Origin of the sequence: Micromonospora sp. WMMD734 (assembly GCF_049178975.1) — a bacterium.
Classification (GTDB): domain Bacteria; phylum Actinomycetota; class Actinomycetes; order Mycobacteriales; family Micromonosporaceae; genus Micromonospora; species Micromonospora wenchangensis.
In genome coordinates this window covers 4,297,925-4,313,491 of record NZ_JBMHMK010000001.1, presented here as the reverse complement: position 1 = coordinate 4,313,491, position 15,567 = coordinate 4,297,925, and the positions used below count along the sequence as shown (strand labels likewise).

General features: G+C 71.3%; 13 protein-coding genes. 8 read left to right on the top strand and 5 right to left on the bottom strand.

Annotated elements, in window-relative coordinates; all coding sequences use genetic code 11:
- Positions 1 to 97: 97 nt before the first annotated feature.
- The 5 genes from ACN267_RS18270 to ACN267_RS18250 all read right to left on the bottom strand — a co-directional run bounded on the left by ACN267_RS18270 (position 98) and on the right by ACN267_RS18250 (position 7,889).
- Positions 98 to 1,885 (bottom strand): alpha-amylase family glycosyl hydrolase, encoded by a 1,788-nt coding sequence (locus tag ACN267_RS18270; RefSeq protein WP_421489212.1) that lies wholly within the window; start codon positions 1,883 to 1,885, stop codon positions 98 to 100.
- The gene (locus ACN267_RS18265) at positions 1,882 to 3,258 is read right to left on the bottom strand and encodes a maltokinase N-terminal cap-like domain-containing protein (RefSeq protein ID WP_421489211.1); all 1,377 of its coding nucleotides are present in this window, start codon (positions 3,256 to 3,258) and stop codon (positions 1,882 to 1,884) included. The genes ACN267_RS18270 and ACN267_RS18265 overlap by 4 nt, the downstream gene beginning before the upstream one ends.
- Positions 3,251 to 4,966, bottom strand: a complete 1,716-nt coding sequence (gene treS, locus ACN267_RS18260) for a maltose alpha-D-glucosyltransferase (RefSeq protein ID WP_204956692.1) — start codon at positions 4,964 to 4,966, stop codon at positions 3,251 to 3,253. The genes ACN267_RS18265 and treS overlap by 8 nt, the downstream gene beginning before the upstream one ends.
- Positions 4,963 to 6,927 carry a maltotransferase domain-containing protein gene (locus ACN267_RS18255; RefSeq protein ID WP_421489210.1) on the bottom strand — a complete coding sequence of 655 codons (1,965 nt, stop codon included), beginning with the start codon at positions 6,925 to 6,927 and terminating at the stop codon, positions 4,963 to 4,965. Before ACN267_RS18255 ends, treS begins: the two co-directional genes overlap by 4 nt.
- A 110-nt stretch (positions 6,928 to 7,037) precedes the next feature.
- Positions 7,038 to 7,889 (bottom strand): helix-turn-helix transcriptional regulator, encoded by an 852-nt coding sequence (locus ACN267_RS18250; protein ID WP_421490440.1) that lies wholly within the window; start codon positions 7,887 to 7,889, stop codon positions 7,038 to 7,040.
- 354 nt (positions 7,890 to 8,243) lie between these two features.
- Here ACN267_RS18250 and ACN267_RS18245 point away from each other — a divergent pair, with 354 nt between their 5' ends.
- The 8 genes from ACN267_RS18245 to ACN267_RS18210 all read left to right on the top strand — a co-directional run bounded on the left by ACN267_RS18245 (position 8,244) and on the right by ACN267_RS18210 (position 15,531).
- Positions 8,244 to 9,071, top strand: a complete 828-nt coding sequence (locus tag ACN267_RS18245; RefSeq protein WP_204956695.1) for a type 1 glutamine amidotransferase domain-containing protein — start codon at positions 8,244 to 8,246, stop codon at positions 9,069 to 9,071.
- On the top strand, positions 9,068 to 10,711 hold the full coding sequence (locus tag ACN267_RS18240) for a thiamine pyrophosphate-binding protein (RefSeq protein ID WP_307820957.1): 1,644 nt from the start codon (positions 9,068 to 9,070) through the stop codon (positions 10,709 to 10,711). The genes ACN267_RS18245 and ACN267_RS18240 overlap by 4 nt, the downstream gene beginning before the upstream one ends.
- A gap of 25 nt (positions 10,712 to 10,736) precedes the next feature.
- Positions 10,737 to 11,171, top strand: coding sequence for a nuclear transport factor 2 family protein (locus tag ACN267_RS18235; protein ID WP_204956697.1), 435 nt, complete (start codon positions 10,737 to 10,739; stop codon positions 11,169 to 11,171).
- 79 nt (positions 11,172 to 11,250) lie between these two features.
- Positions 11,251 to 11,709 (top strand): nuclear transport factor 2 family protein, encoded by a 459-nt coding sequence (locus ACN267_RS18230; protein WP_204956698.1) that lies wholly within the window; start codon positions 11,251 to 11,253, stop codon positions 11,707 to 11,709.
- Positions 11,710 to 11,777: 68 nt separating this feature from the next.
- On the top strand, positions 11,778 to 12,392 hold the full coding sequence (locus tag ACN267_RS18225) for a DJ-1/PfpI family protein (protein ID WP_204956699.1): 615 nt from the start codon (positions 11,778 to 11,780) through the stop codon (positions 12,390 to 12,392).
- Positions 12,389 to 12,826 carry a VOC family protein gene (locus ACN267_RS18220; RefSeq protein WP_204956700.1) on the top strand — a complete coding sequence of 146 codons (438 nt, stop codon included), beginning with the start codon at positions 12,389 to 12,391 and terminating at the stop codon, positions 12,824 to 12,826. The genes ACN267_RS18225 and ACN267_RS18220 overlap by 4 nt, the downstream gene beginning before the upstream one ends.
- Positions 12,816 to 14,660: an AGE family epimerase/isomerase gene (locus ACN267_RS18215; protein WP_421489209.1), complete on the top strand. Its 1,845-nt coding sequence runs from the start codon at positions 12,816 to 12,818 to the stop codon at positions 14,658 to 14,660. Before ACN267_RS18220 ends, ACN267_RS18215 begins: the two co-directional genes overlap by 11 nt.
- Positions 14,650 to 15,531 carry a hypothetical protein gene (locus ACN267_RS18210; RefSeq protein ID WP_421489208.1) on the top strand — a complete coding sequence of 294 codons (882 nt, stop codon included), beginning with the start codon at positions 14,650 to 14,652 and terminating at the stop codon, positions 15,529 to 15,531. The genes ACN267_RS18215 and ACN267_RS18210 overlap by 11 nt, the downstream gene beginning before the upstream one ends.
- Positions 15,532 to 15,567 lie beyond the last annotated feature (36 nt).

Sequence of the window (15,567 nt, the reverse complement as noted above, 5' to 3'; positions counted from 1 at the left end):
TGCCGGAAACTGGAAACGGGCGGGCCCCGTCATACCGACGAAGCCCGCCCGCGCGGTTCAGTGTTGCCCGGGGCGGTCAGGCCACCCAGGGCACCGTTCATCCTGGCATTGTAGGTGCCAGGTTGGTGCCTGCGGCGGTGAGCCAGACGACCGCACCCGGGGCGATCCCGGCCCCTGCGGGACGCCCCGGGCCCCCGTAGCGCTCGTCCGCCGTGTCCAGCAGGACCGACCACACCCGCGGGTCGGCGACCGCGTCCCAGCCGAGCGGCCGGTCGGTCAGGTTCGCCACGCAGAGCAGCACGCCGTCGCCGTGGTCGCGGGCGAACGCCAGCAGCGGCTCACCCGGGCCCGGACGCCGCCACCACCGCACCGGCTCCGGTCCGGCGGGCACCTGCTGGCAGATCCGGTTCAGCCTGGTGATCAGCCGGCCCATTCCCCGATACAGATCGCCGCCCGGGGCGTCGAGCAACGGCGACGGGTCCACGGGAGCCCACTCCCGCCAGGGTTCGGCACCGCCGTGCTCCGAGCCCATGAACAGCAGGGGCACCCCGGGTGTGGCGTACTGCAACGCCAGGAGGGCCCGCAGCGCCGCGGCGGCGTCCGGGCCGTCGCCGTGCACGCGACGCCACAGCGGCTGGTGCGGCGCGGTGATCTCGTCATGGCTGACCGGCAGCACCACCGGGCGCGCGGCGGCGCGATCCACGGCGGCGGCGAGCGTTTCCCGCAGGTGTGGGCGCTGGTCCGGGCCGGCGGCGAAGTACGTGAAGGTGTCGTGCGCCCAGCCGAGGTCCCAGCACAGGTCGAAGCCGAGGCCACCGGCGTCCACCGGCTCCGTGACCCCGTCGGTCAGCCCTGCCTCCTCGGCGATCAGGAGCGCGCCGGGATGCCGGCGGCGTACCGTGCCGGTCAGCTCGCGCAGGAAGTCGATTCCGGGCCGGTCGAGCACGTCACCGCCGGCCCACCCGCCCGGTTCGCGCAGGAAGTCGCGGCGGGTGATCGAGCTGACCGCGTCGACGCGCAGCCCGTCGAAGTGGAACTCCTCCAGCCAGTAGAGCGCGCTGGCGACGAGGAAGTCACGCACCTGCGGGCGCTGGTAGTCGAACGTCTTGGTGCCCCAGAGCGGGTGCCATGCCCGGTCCGGGTCGGGCGGCTCGTACAGCGCACCGCCGTCGAAGTCGGCCAGCGACCAGTCGTCAGGTGCGAAGTGCGCCGGGACCCAGTCGAGCAGCACGCCGACACCTGCGGCGTGCAGCCGGTCGATCAGGTGGCGCAGCTCGTCCGCGCCGCCGAACCGTGCGCTGGGCGCGAAGTACGAACTGACCTGGTAGCCCCAGGAGCCGCCGTACGGGTGCTCGGTGACCGGCATCAGCTCCACGTGGGTGAAGCCGTACCGGCGCACGTACGGCACCAGGTCGTCGGCCAGCCGCCGGAACCCGCAGCCGGGACGCCAGGATCCGGCATGCACCTCGTACACCGAGACCGGGGTGTGCCGCTGTGGGCGTCCGGCGAGCCAGCCCGCGTCGGTCCACCGGTGCCGCGACGGGGCCGGGACCACCGACGTGTGCGGCTCCTCGGGTACGACCTCGCGGGCCCACGGGTCGGCCTTGTGCCGGACCGTGCCGTCGCGGCCGTGAACCTGGAACCGGTAGTGGACGCCGGGCCGGGCCTGCGGCACCACCGTGTCCCAACAACCGTCCTGAGAGCGGGCCATCGCCTCGTGGACCGCCCGGCCGCCCGGGTGCCACCAGACCAGATCGACGGCCTCGGCGGCCGGTGCCCACACCCGGAACCGGGTCGGCCCGCCGACGCCGTCCGGGTGCGCCCCCATCCGACGCCACAGGGCGTCCGGCCCCGCGTGCACGGCCGGTGCGGTACCGGCGCTCACTGCGGCATCCCGGCGCCGAGCCGGTCGAGCGTGGCGAGCGGGATGGGCAGCCAGGCGGGCCGGACGGTGGCCTCGTAGACCACCTCGTAGACGATCCGGTCCAGCACGTACCCCTCCAACAGTTGCTGGCTGCTCCCCGGATCGACGCCCGTGCTGTCCGCGTACCCGGCGCACAGCGCCTCGCGATTGAGCGCGGACCACTGGCTCAGGCGTCGGACCGCGTCCGCGTCCGGCGCTTCGTCGCGTACCGGATAGTGGGTCGCGTAGTCGAGGGACCGCAGCAACCCGGCGACGTCGTACAGCGGCGAACGCGGCGCGCGACGCTGCGCGAGAGGCCGGGCGGGTTCACCCTCGAAGTCCAGCAGCCACCAGGTGTGCGAGGTGCGCAGCAGCTGACCCAGGTGCAGGTCGCCGTGCACCCGCTGGATGGGCACCGGCGTGGACAACCCGGCGAGGCGCCGGTACCGGGCGTGCAGGAACGGGGCGTGCGACCGCAGCGCGGGCACGACAGCGACGGCCTCGTCGAGGTGGGCGGCGAAGCCTGCGGCCACGTCTGCGGGGTCGGCGACGTCGACACCGAAGGCGGTACGTAGATCGGCGTGCACCTCACCGACCGCGGCTCCGATGCGGCGGGCCTCGAACTCGAAGTCGCCGCCCGAGCGCGCCACCGCCGCCGGAGCGTCGTCGGCCAGTACGTCGCGGACGCTGGCCAGGGCCATCGCCCAGCCGTCCACGGCGTGCGGGGCGTACCCGCTGAGCATGCCGAGGGTGGTCGGCTCACCCTGCAACTCGCCCTCCACGGCCCCGAGTAGCGGGGCGACGTGGTCGGAGCCCAGCCGGGTGAGTGCCCGGTGCAGCTCCAGGTCGAGATTCAGCCCCGGCTCGACCTGGCGGAAGATTTTCAGGATGACCTCGTCGTCGAACACGATCGAGGTGTTGCTCTGCTCGGCGGCCAGGACCCGCACGAGCGACGGTGCCGGCGGCCCGGAGTCCGACAGGGCGGCGGTCAGCCGTGGGCCGAGCCGGTCCGGCAGGCCGGTGCCGGGCTCGGGACGGAAGCGGTTGGTACCGCGCTCGACGCCGCCGGCTATCGCCCGCAACAGAGCCAGCGCGGCGGCCGGGACGTCAGCCGGGTACGACGGTACGGCGTCGAGCCCGGGTACCACCTGGTAGTACTGCGGGGCCCGGTCGTCGAATCGCACCTCGAGCAGATCGAGCCGGGCCGCCGGCCCGTCCCCGTCGCCGCCGAGCGGCACGGAACTGACCGGCCGCACCTCGCGGACGGCGTGGCCCTTGGCGCGGAACCACCGTTGCTCGGGTAACCAGGCGGCCAGGTGTGCCGCGTTGACCGGGGCGTGTGTCGGATCAGTCATCTCGACCCTCTTCGGTGGGACGCAGGGCGAACCAGTAGAAGCCGTGTCCGGGCATGGTGAGCACATAGCTGTCGGTGCCCGGGCTGGGGAACCGCACGCCGCCGATGAGTTCGGTCAGGCGGTGTCCGGCGTATGCGGACAGGTCCAGCTCGACCGGCTGGGCGAACCGCGAGAGGTTGTTGACGCACAGCACGACGTCCTCGGTGCCGTCCGCGTGGCGCAGCCGGCGCAGGTAGGCGAAGACGCTCGGGTTGGTGGCCTCCAGCTCGTGGAAGTCGCCGACGCCGAAGGTGCTGTGCCGCTTGCGGACGGCGAGCAACTGGCGGGTGAAGTGCAGCAGCGACGAGGTGTGGGCGAGCTGGTTCTCCACGTTGACCGACTGGTAGCTGTTGATGGGGCTGAGGACCAACGGCAGGTGCAGCTGCCCGGGGTCGCAGGAGGAGAAGCCGGCGTTGCGTTCCGGCGTCCACTGCATCGGGGTGCGCACGCCGTCGCGGTCGCCGAGCCAGATGTTGTCGCCCATGCCGATCTCGTCGCCGTAGTAGAGCACCGGCGAGCCGGGCAACGACAGCAGCAGAGCGGTGAACAGCTCGATCTGGTTGCGGTCGTTCTCCAGCAGCGGCGCGAGGCGGCGGCGGATGCCGATGTTGGCCCGCATCCTCGGGTCCTTGGCGTATTCGGCGTACATGTAGTCGCGTTCCTCGTCGCTGACCATTTCGAGCGTCAACTCGTCGTGGTTGCGCAGGAAGATGCCCCACTGCGCGCCGGAGGGGATTGCCGGCGTCTGCGCCAGGATCTCCGAGATGGGTAGCCGTGACTCGCGGCGGACCGCCATGAAGATGCGCGGCATCAGCGGGAAGTGGAACGCCATGTGGCACTCGTCGCCGCCGGTCGCCGGGTCACCGAAGTACTCGACCACGTCGGCCGGCCACTGGTTCGCCTCGGCGAGCAGCACCCGGTCCGGGTACTCGTCGTCGATCACCTTGCGGATCAGGCGCAGGAAGGCATGGGTGGCCGGCAGGTTCTCACCGTTGGTGCCGTCGGCCTCGAACAGGTACGGCACCGCGTCCAGCCGGAAACCGTCGGTGCCCAGGTCGAGCCAGAAGCGCAGGACGTCGAGCATCGCCTCCTGCACGGCCGGGTTGTCGTAGTTGAGGTCCGGCTGGTGGCTGAAGAAGCGGTGCCAGTAGAACTGGTGCCGCACCGGGTCGTACGCCCAGTTGGAGGTCTCGGTGTCGACGAAGATGACCCGGGCGTCCGAGTACCGGTCGTCGCTGTCGTTCCAGACGTAGAAGTCGCCGTACGGCCCATCGGGGTCGGTGCGCGACGCCTGGAACCAGGGGTGGCGGTCCGAGGTGTGGTTCATGACCATGTCGATGACCACCCGGATGCCCCGCTTGTGGGCCTCGTCCAGCAGGCGGACGTAGTCGTCGAGGGTGCCCAGTGCGGGATGCACCCGGCGGAAGTCGCTGATGTCGTAGCCGCCGTCGCGCAGCGGCGAGTGCAGGAACGGCGGCAGCCACAGGCAGTCGATGCCGAGCCACTGGAGATAGTCCAGCCGCTCGGTCAGCCCGCGTAGGTCGCCCAGCCCGTCTCCGTTGCTGTCCTGGAAGGCACGCACCAGGACCTCGTAGAAGACGGCGGTGCGATACCACTCGGGTTCGGGGGCGACCATGGACACCTGAGCGGCCGGTGAGGTGGTGTTCATACCTGTTCCAGGGTGAAGAATCGGGCGACCGCCACGCCGGGATCGATGCGCACCACCGCGTTGTCGTGCCAGGTGCGGCTGCGGCCGGTGGCCAGATCCCGCAGGCGTAGCGGGCGGTCGGGTGACAGGCCCAGAGCCTGGGCGTCCAGCCGCAGCGGCGCCTGCCGGCGGCGGACGGGGTCGAGGGTGACGACGCACAGGACGATCTCGCCGGTGCGGTCGTCCGTCTTGGAATAGGCGACGAGCTGGTCGTCCGCCACGTCGTGGAAGACCAGTCCGCGCTGCCGGCCGAGGGCGCGGTGCCGGTGCCGCAGCCGGTTCAGCCGGGTGATCCACGGCCGCAGCGAGTACCGGGACTCGGCGTCGGCGGGCGGGCGGTAGTGCAGTTCGTACTTCTCGCTGTGCAGATAGTCCTCCCGGCCGGGACCGGCCGGGGTGTTCTCGTACAGTTCGAAGCCCGCATACATGCCCCAGGACGGACCGAGGGTGGCGGCCAGGGCCGCGCGGATGGCGAACATGGCCGGTGGCGCGCCGGCCAGGTGCCCCGGCAGGATGTCCGGGGTGTTGACCCACAGGTTGGGCCGCAGGTGGTCGGCGTCCGCGGTGAGCTCGCGCAGGTAGCCGGTCAGCTCCGCCTTGGTGGTCCGCCAGGTGAAGTAGGTGTAGGACTGGCTGAAGCCGACCTTGGCGAGCCCGTGCAGCACGGCGGGGCGGGTGAAGGCCTCGGAGAGGAAGACGACGTCCGGGTCGGTCTGCTTGACCCGCTCGATCAGCCACCGCCAGAAATCGAGCGGCTTCGTGTGCGGGTTGTCGACCCGGAAGATCCGGACGCCCTCGCCCACCCAGTGCAGCACCACCCGCAGGATCTCGGCGCGCAGCCCGGCCGGGTCGTTGTCGAAGTTGAGCGGGTAGATGTCCTGGTACTTCTTCGGCGGGTTCTCCGCGTAGGCGATGCTGCCGTCGGCGCGGGTGGTGAACCACTCGGGATGCTCGGTGACCCAGGGATGGTCCGGGGCGCACTGCAGGGCGAGGTCCAACGCGACCTCCAGCCCGTGGTCGGCGGCGGCCCGGACGAAGGCCCGGAAGTCCGCGGCCGAGCCGAGGCGGGGGTGGATCGCGTCGTGGCCGCCCTCCCGGGCCCCGATCGCCCACGGGGAGCCGACGTCGCCGGGAAGGGCGGTCGCGGCGTTGTCCCGGCCCTTGCGCGCCGTCCGGCCGATCGGGTGGATCGGTGGCAGATAGAGGACGTCGAAGCCCATCGCCGCGATGCCGGGCAGGTGGGCGACGGCGGTACGCAGGTCGCCGTGCACCGGGCGGCCGTCGGGGTCGAGACCACCGGTGGAGCGCGGGAACAGCTCGTACCACGCGCCGGTCAACGCCCGCTCCCGCTCGACCAGCAGCCGCCGGGTGGGCCCGCGGGTGAGCAGCTCGCGCAGTGGGCGGGTGTCCATGATGTGCCGTACGGCGGCGTCCAGGGCGGGCCCGGTCCGCTGCGGCAGGGCGGCGTGCCGGTCCCGCAGGGCCCGCGCCGCCGCGCGCAGACGACGGCCGTCCGCGCCCGGCACCCGGCGTGCCGCCCGCAGCAGCAGCAGTTCCCCCTCGGCCAGCTCGTTGGCCAGTTCGTCGGCCGGGAAGCCGGCGGCCAGCTTCGTGGTCAGCGCGTCGAGCCAGGTGTGCCAGGGTGCGCTGTAGGCATCCACCCGGTAGGTCCAGTAGCCGCTGCGGTCCGGGACCAGGGCGCCCGTCCAGCGGTCCAGGCCCGCGTCGGTCAGCTCCATCGGCCGACGGTGTTCCCCGCGTTCGCCGGGGCGGTGCCACACCAGTTCGGCACGGACCGCGTCGTGGCCCTCCCGGTAGACGGTCGCTCCCACGTCGACCCGTTCGCCGACGACTGCCTTGGCCGGGAAGCGGCCGGCCCCCACGGCCGGGACGACGTCCTCAATGGCCAGTCTCAGACTCACGTCTGCTCCTTCGCTGTCGGTGTGTCACCGACAGTGCGGAGCGGCGCGGGGCCACGGCCAATAACGGGTGCTCGTTGTGTCGACTACCGACACGTGTAACCCGGGGCGGGTCAGGTCACGGCGGCCAGAAGGTCGCTCAGCGCCCGCGCGTCCGCATCGTGCACCGGGGTCTGCAGGACCATGGTGAGCTGTGGGTGCTCCACCAGCCGCAGGTGGGACAGGTCCAGCTCCAGCGCGCCGGCCCGGGGGTGCGCGAGCCGGTTCACCGCCATGCTGAACTCCGCCACCGGATAGGACTCCCACCAGCCCAGGAAATCGGTGCTGTCGCGGGACAACCGGTCGACGACCTGGGCGAAGCGGGGGTCGCCCGGGTATTGCCCGGCGGCGGCCCGGAACTGCGCCACGATCATGCGGGCGGTCTCGTCCCAGTCGAGCAGCAGCCGGCGTACGCCCGGATCGCGGAACAGCAGCAGCACCAGGTTGCGCTCGTCCTCCGGAATCTCGGCGAAGTCGAGCCACAGTGCGGACTGGGCGGCGTTCCAGGCCAGCACGTCGAACCGATGGTCGATGATGTAGGCCGGGTTGGGCTTGACCGCGTCCAGCATGCGCTGCACCGCCGCCAGCACCGGCTTGTCGTCGCCCGGTGCGGGCGGCAGCGACAGGCTGGCCAGCACGAACAGGTGCCGACGGTGTTCGTCGCCCAGCCGCAGCGCCGTCGCCAGCGCGTCGATGACCTGACGCGAGGCGGGGATGGCCCGGCCCTGCTCAAGCCACGTGTACCAGGTCAGGCCCACGCCGGACAGCTGCGCCACCTCCTCGCGGCGCAACCCCGGGGTCCGGCGTCGGTTGACGCCGTCGGGTAGGCCCACGTCACCCGGCTTCAGCTCCGCCCGCCGTGCCCGCAGAAAGGCCGCCAGCTCCTTGCGGCGTGCCGCGTCGTCCATTGTCCTGGCCCCCATCATCGACCCCACGCAGGCTTTTTCCTCGATACTAGCAAGGCTGATACCAGTATATCTGGCCCCTTGTTGCAGATGGGTACCGCAATGTATGGCGGGTTCGCCCGTAGCGAACGCCACGACCGACCATAATCGATGATTTGGCAGTTCCGGGCGTGAATGCGCAAATGCTTCACCGGCTCCGTGAGTCCTGTTCAACTGCGATTCCGTGTAGTCGCTGAACTTGTTCGCGGAAGGGGCCGCAGTCATGGCTTCCGACGCAGTCCGTCGCTTAACTCGGAAGGGCAAGGCGAACAACGGAGCCGCCGACGAACGCAGCGGCGAGGTTGTCCAGTTCGCACAAACCCAAAGGGAGCTCTAATGAGCAGACGGATTCTCGTCGTACTCTCCGAGTACGGCTACTGGGCGGAGGAACTGGTCGGGCCGGTCGAGGCATTCGACAGCGCCGGCTACCAGGTCACCTTCGCCACGGCGAACGGGCGCCGGGCGCACGCACTGCCGCCGAGCCTGGACCCCGACTACATCGACCCCCCGCTGGGCCGCTCGGTCACCACGGTGGACATGGCCAACCGTGGCCGCCGGCTGGACGAGTCATCCCGGCTGGACAACCCGCTGAGCATCGCGGATCTGATCCCCGAACGCCCGTATCTCAGCTCGCTCAACCCGCTGCGCCGGCTCGAGGAGTACTACCGCGAGCTCAGTGCCTCGGTCGGTGACCTGGTCGCCAGCTTCGACGCCCTGGTGCTGGTCGGCGGCAGCGGACCGATCGTCGACATGGCCAACAACGAACGCCTGCACGAGGTCGTACTCGGTTTCGTGGCCGCGGACAAGCCCATTCTCGCGGAATGCTACGGCGTTACGGTGCTCGCCTTCGCCCGGGACCTGGAGACGCGGGCCAGCATCATCGCGGGCAAGCATGTGACCGGGCACCCCAAGGAGTACGACTACAAGGACGGAACCGGCTTTCTGGGCGTCGAGTTCAACATGGGCCCGCCGCCGTACCCGCTGGAGTACATCCTGCGCGACGCCACCGGACCGGGCGGACAATTCCACGGCAACGTCGGCAAGGAACTGTCGGTCATCGTCGACTACCCCTTCATCACCGCGCGTTCGACGCCGGACTCGGCGCTGGCCGGCGCCAAGCTGGTCGAGACGCTGGAGCAGGGATTGCGGCGGGACGGCTGGTGAGCACGGCGGGCACGGGCCACGGTCCGGCCGGACGGCCACGGACCGGCAAGGCGGCCCTCGTGGAGCAGTTCGCCGCGGACGGCCTGACCTACATGTTCGGCAATCCGGGCACCGTGGAACAGGGGCTGATCGACGAGGTCACCGACTCGGAGATCGACTACCTGCTCACTCTGCACGAGTCGGTGGCGGTGGGCATGGCCGACGGGTACGCCCGGGCCACCCAGCGCCCCGCCCTGGTCCAGCTCCACAGCGGCGTCGGGCTCGGTAACGGCATCGGCATGCTCTACCAGGCCAAACGGGGGGGATCACCGCTGGTGGTGCTGGCCGGGGAGGCCGGAGTGCGGTACGACGCGATGGACTCGCAGATGGCCGCCGACCTGGTCGCGATGGCCCGTCCGGTCACCAAGTACGCGACCCGGGTGATCGACCCGGCCTCGCTGCTGCGGGTGATGCGGCGGGCCGTGAAGATCGCGATGACCCCACCCCGGGGCCCGGTGCTGGTCGTGGTGCCGGCCGACGTGCTGGACGCCAACGTCACCGATCCCGTGGTGCCGACGGTCATCCCGGACACCCGGGTGCTGCCCGAGCCCGCCGTGCTCGCCGCGGCCGCCGAGATCCTGGCCGCCGGCCGTCGGCCGCTCGTGCTCTTCGGCGACGGCGTCGCCACCAGCGGCGCCCAACGGGAGTTGGCCGCGGTCGCCGAGCTGCTCGGCGCGCCCATGTGGGGAGTGAACTCCTCGGAGGTCAACGTCGACAGTCGGCATCCGCTGTACGGCGGGCAACTCGGGCACATGTTCGGCGCGGACAGTGCCCGGACGGTGGCGGACGCCGACACGGTGCTCATCGTCGGCACCTACGTCTTTCCCGAGGTGTTCCCCGAGCTGACGAGCCCGTTCGCGCCGGACGCCCGGATCGTGCACGTCGATCTGGACGCGTACGAGATCGCCAAGAACCACCCGGTCGAGCTGGGTGTCGTCGCCGACCCGAGGCTCACCCTCGCCGGCCTGGCCGCCCGGTTGGACCGGCCGGGCCGGCAGCGACCACCGCGCTGGGACGGCGCGGCACCGCCCGGCGACGAACCGGGCGACGACGCGGGACTGATGAACCGGTTCGTCAGGACGCTGGTCCGCCGGGCACCGGACGACCTGGTGATCTTCGACGAGGCGCTGACCGAGTCGGGTCCGCTGGCGGTGCACGCACCGCCGCGGGTGCCGGGCCGGTTCTTCCAGACCCGGGGCGGTTCGCTCGGGGTCGGCATCCCCGGCGCGCTCGGCGTCAAGCTGGCCCGCCCGAGTCAGCAGGTGGTGGGCTTCACCGGCGACGGCGGCAGCATGTACACGATCCAGGCGCTGTGGACGGCCGCTCGGCACGACATCGGTGCCAAGTTCGTGATCTGCAACAACCGCCGCTACCGCCTGCTCGACCTCAACATCGAGCAGTACTGGCGGGATGGGGGCATCCCCGCCCACCTGCACCCGGACGCGTTCGACCTGTCCCGGCCCGCCATCGACTTCGCCGCGCTCTCCCGCTCGCTCGGGGTGCCCGCGCAGCGGGTGAGCACCCCGCAGGAGGTGCCGGCCGCAGTCGAGGAACTGCTCGCCACCCCCGGCCCGTTCCTCATCGATCTGGTCACCGACTGACCACCGTCACCCGAAGGAGCAGACCATGCCCGACGCCCTGAGCGTCGAAGCCGTCCAACGGTTCGTCCAGGACTGGTACGACGCCCTGGACCGGCACGACCCGATCGACGCCGTGGTGCCGTACCTGGCCGACAACGGCCTCACCATGCAGTTCCCGGAGGCGACCCTGCGCACCGAGGACGACTTCCGCGGCTGGTACGACACCGTCACCCACCGGTTCTTCGACGAGATCCACGAGGTCAAGCGAGCCGACGTCGAGCTGCTCTCGCCGCTGCATGCCGACGTCTCGGTCCTGGTCAACTGGCAGGCCCGGGTGTGGAACCCGCCTGCGGCGACCAGCGAGTGGCTCGGCTTCGACGCCAGCCAGACCTGGTCGGTCGTCCTGCAGGACGGCCAGCCCCGGATCCGTTCCTACGCGGTGGACGACCTGGCCCCGATGCCGGGTTCCGCCCAACTGTGACCGCCGCACCCGCGGCGGCACCCCTTCCGGTACCCGCGCACCGCGGGACCACCGAGCACCACGAGACAAGGAGACCACCATGTCCGAACTCACCCCGCAGCGGGTCAAGGACGCCTACGACGCACTGATGTCCGGCGACCGCGCCCGGGCCGCCGAGTACTGGGACCCCAAGGTCCGCTTCCTGACCCCCGGTAACCACCAGTACGCCGGCTGGCACGAGGGCCTGGAGACCTTCCTCGACTTCATCGACAAGGTGCAGGAGGCCTCCGGCGGCTCGTTCGTCATCGACCCGGTCACCATCCTGGTGAACGACGAGGGCTACTCCATCGACGTGAACCGGACCTCCGGCACCCGGGCGCACGCCGCGGCCGGCGCCGAGTCGCCGTACGAGCGGCTGCAGATCGAAGGCCTGCACCTGCTCAAGTGGGTCAACGGGCGGATCGTCGAGGGCCGTGGCGCCATCTTCGGCGACGGCCTGACCAACTTCAACCAGTGGTGGTCGCCGGTCGGCTCGGACGGCCGCCGGGTCACCGTCTGATCTCTTCCCGCACTGCCGGGCCGGCCGCCGGACGGCGGCCGGCCCGGCCCTTTCCCCGAAGGATCACGATGACCACGCACGGATACCACCCGCAACGCGGTCGCCTCGCCGGACGCCGAATCGGCATCCTGCTCGAAAGCGACTACGTCGAGCCGGAGATCTCCTACTACCGCCTGCGATTCGCCGAGGAGGGCGCCGAGGTCGTCCTGCTCACCCGGCTGTGGGGCAACGACTCGCTGACCTTCACCGGTCACGAGTACCGGGCGCCGCTGACCGTCGACGGTGACCTGGAACGCCTCGACTTCGCCGAGATCGCCCGGCTCTCCGCGCTGATCGTGCCGGCCGGCATGGTCGCCGACCGGCTCCGCTACACCGAGGACGTCGATCGCCCGGCACCGGCCGTGCAGTTGCTGCGCCGCGCGTTCCGGCTTCCCCACCTGGTCAAGGGCTTCATCTGCCACGGCCTCTGGCTGATGTCGACCTCCCCCGAGCTGATCGAGAACCGCTCCGTCACCTGCCACAACAACCTGGTCGGCGACGTACGCAACATGGGCGCGAACTACGTCGGCAGCGACGTGGTCGTCGACGGCGACCTGGTGACCGGGCGCACCGTCGAGCAGGCCCATGTCTTCGCCCGCACCGTCATCGACCGCATTCTCGCGACCGAGGAGATCCTGCCGTGACCCGCTTCTCGCACGTGGCCCTGAACTGCCGCCGGCTCGACGACACCGAGGAGTTCTACACCAGGTGGTTCGGCTTCCGGCGTACCCAGCACTTCGACCTCGGCGACAGCCAGATCGTCTTCCTGCGCTCCGGCGACGTCTACCTGGAGCTGTTCGGACTGCGTGAGCCGGTGCAGGAGGCGGGCCGGCCCACGGCCGACGGGCCGCCGGCTCCCGGGACGGTGCGCCACATCGCGTTCCAGACCGAGGACGTCGACGAGTTCGTGCGGGCGATGGGCACCGCCGCGCGGATCACCCTGGGGCCGCTGGACTTCGACGGCTTCATCCCCGGCTGGCGTACCGTCTGGCTCACCGACCCGGACGGCGTCGTGGTCGAGGTCAGCCAGGGCTACCGGGACCCTCAGCCGTGCCAGGGCGGTCACGGTGAGCGCTGAGCCACTCGCCACGCGCACCATGTCCGACACCGTCGGCGGGTACGTCGTGGCCGGTGACGGCAGCCGGATCCGGGTGCGCACTTTCGGCGGCGACGTCGTGTCGCTGCACCTGACCGACAGCACGGATGCCTGGCTGCTACCCAACCTGGGCGCCGAACGGGTCTCGGTCACCGGGCGGCTCGGCGACGAACTGGTGCCGGGCCGGCTGATCTTCGCCTACGGCCCGGCGTACGTCGAGGCCGGCTCGGTGCGCCACACGTCACAAGAGATCGTGGTGGTCGGTAGCGCCGCCGAGCCGTACCTGTTCGAGCGGCCCGGGTGGTGGGTCGACCAGCTCCGGTCACTGGCCGGGTTCTACCGCCGGGCGCAGTTCGGGACGGGGCCGGCCGACTTCGCCGCCTACCGCACCGGCATCGACCTGGCCGGGGCCCGGCTGATCGGGGACCGCCAGGAGACCGACACGCTCGCCCGCCTGGTGTACGGGATGGCGACCGCCTACCTGCTCACCGGGGACGCCGACTTCCTGGACGTGGCCGAGCGCGGCGCTGAGTACCAGCAGCGGCACCTGCGGGTGGTGGATCCCGAGCGTGCCGTCACCTACTGGCAGCACGCGTTGGACGTGGGTCCCGGGCCACGCCGCGCCGTGCTCGCCTCCGAGTTCGGCGACGACGCCGGCGCCCTGGCCGCCTACGAGCAGATCTACGCGCTCGTCGGGCTGGTGCAGACCTACCGGGTCACCGGCGACCCGGCGTTGCTGGCCGATATCGAGGGCACGGTCCGGCTCTTCGAGACGGTCTACGCCGACCCCCGACGGGGTGGCTACTACTCGCATGTGGATCCGGTGGAGCTGGACCCGCACGCCGCCTCGCTGGGGCCGAACCGGTCCCGGAAGAACTGGAACTCCGTCGGCGACCACGCACCCGCCTACCTGTTCAACCTCTACCTGGCAACCGGCGAGGAACGCTACCGGCGGATGTTGGAACACACCTTCGACATGATCGTGGAGCACTTCCCCGATCCGACAGGGTTGCCGCTGGTCCGGGAACGCTTCCACGAGGACTGGACGCCGGACACCGGGTGGGGATGGCAGCAGGACCGCAGTGTGGTCGGCCACAACCTGAAGATCGTCTGGAATCTCCACCGGATGCAGGCGCTGGTAGGCAAGGCCGAATACCGGGCGGTTGCCGCCCGGCTCGCAGCGGACCTGCCGGCGATCGGCCGAGACCCCTACCGCGGCGGCTGGTACGACGTGCTGCACCGCCGGCCACACCGCGGCCGGCACGAGTTCGTCTGGCACGACCGCAAGGCGTGGTGGCAGCAGGAACAGGCCATCCTCGCGTACCTCAGCGGCGCCGCACACCACGGGTCGGTCGGGCCGGGCGGCCTCGACTACCTGCGGCACGCGCGCGAGGCCGCGGCGTTCTACAACGCCTTCTTCCTCGATCAGGAGGCCGGCGGCGTGTACTTCGCGGTGCAGGCCGGGGGCATCCCGTATCTGCGCAGCGGCGACGAGCGCGCCAAGGGCAGCCATTCGATGAGCATGTACCACTCGGCCGAACTGGCCTATCTGGCCACCGTGTACGGCGACCTGCTGGTGCGCGGGGAACCGCTCGACCTGTGGTTCAACCCGCGATCCGACGCCCGTTTCCCGGACGGGTTGCTGCGGGTGGCCCCGGACGTGCTGCCCCGGGGCCGGGTGCGGCTGGAGCGGGTGCGGATCGACGGCACCGACTTCACCGACTTCGACCCCGCGGGGCTGCTCGTGCGGCTGCCGCGCTCCGCGCACCGGCTCACCGTGCAGGCCACCCTGCGAGCGGACGACCGTGGCCGGTGAGGAGGGCCTGCGGTCGCGGCCCGGCATCGCGAGCTTCGGTGGCACCCGGCTGCTGGCCGGGGGTGTGGAGTTCACCGTGCCGGCCGGCGTCGCCCGGCAGACCTCGCTGGTCCTGGTGGACCCGGACGAGGGACGCTGGCTGACCGAGGTGCCGGTGCCGGACGTCGGCCACGACGGCGGCCTGCTCAGCGTCGTCGTCCTCGGACTGGACCCGGACCTGGTCGACTACCACTACGTCCAGGACGGCCGGGCGGTGCTCGATCCGTACGCCCGGGTCCTGCTGCGGAGCCTGAACGGCCCGGACGGATGGCGCTGCCGGATCACGCCGGGGCGTGCCCCGGCCCTGCCCGGTGCCGGTGCGCTGGTGCCTGACGGTCCGGTGGCCACGGCGGCGCTGGGTGCCGGTGGGTATCGGGCGCTCGCGGACCGGATCCCGGAGTTCCTCCGCGACGGCGTCCGAGCGGTGGTGCTCGCCGGTGTGCTCGCCATCGACCATCACCACTTCGCGCCCGGCGCCGGTGGGCTGCCGGTGGGCCTGTTCGCCGCCGCCGGCCCGGGAAACCGGCCGGACGGGGAGTGCCGGGCGCTGATCCGCCACCTGCGCGATGCCGGACTGGCAGTGCTGCTCGACATCAGTTCGGTGGCGCGCATCGCGGAGGGTGACGGGTGGTTCCTGCGGGAGGCGCTGCGGTGGTGGGTGCACGACTACGGAGTGGATGGGTTGCAGCTGCCTGACAGCGCCGTTCCGGCCGGCCGGGAGCGGGACATGGCCGAGGTGTTGCGGTCGGACCGGCTTCTCGCCGACCGGATGTCCCTGGGTGCCCCTCGCGACGACGGCCGCACCGGTGCGACAGGCCCAGCAGGGCGATGACGGATGCCATTGCGGAGCGTGACGAAGGGTGGCGCT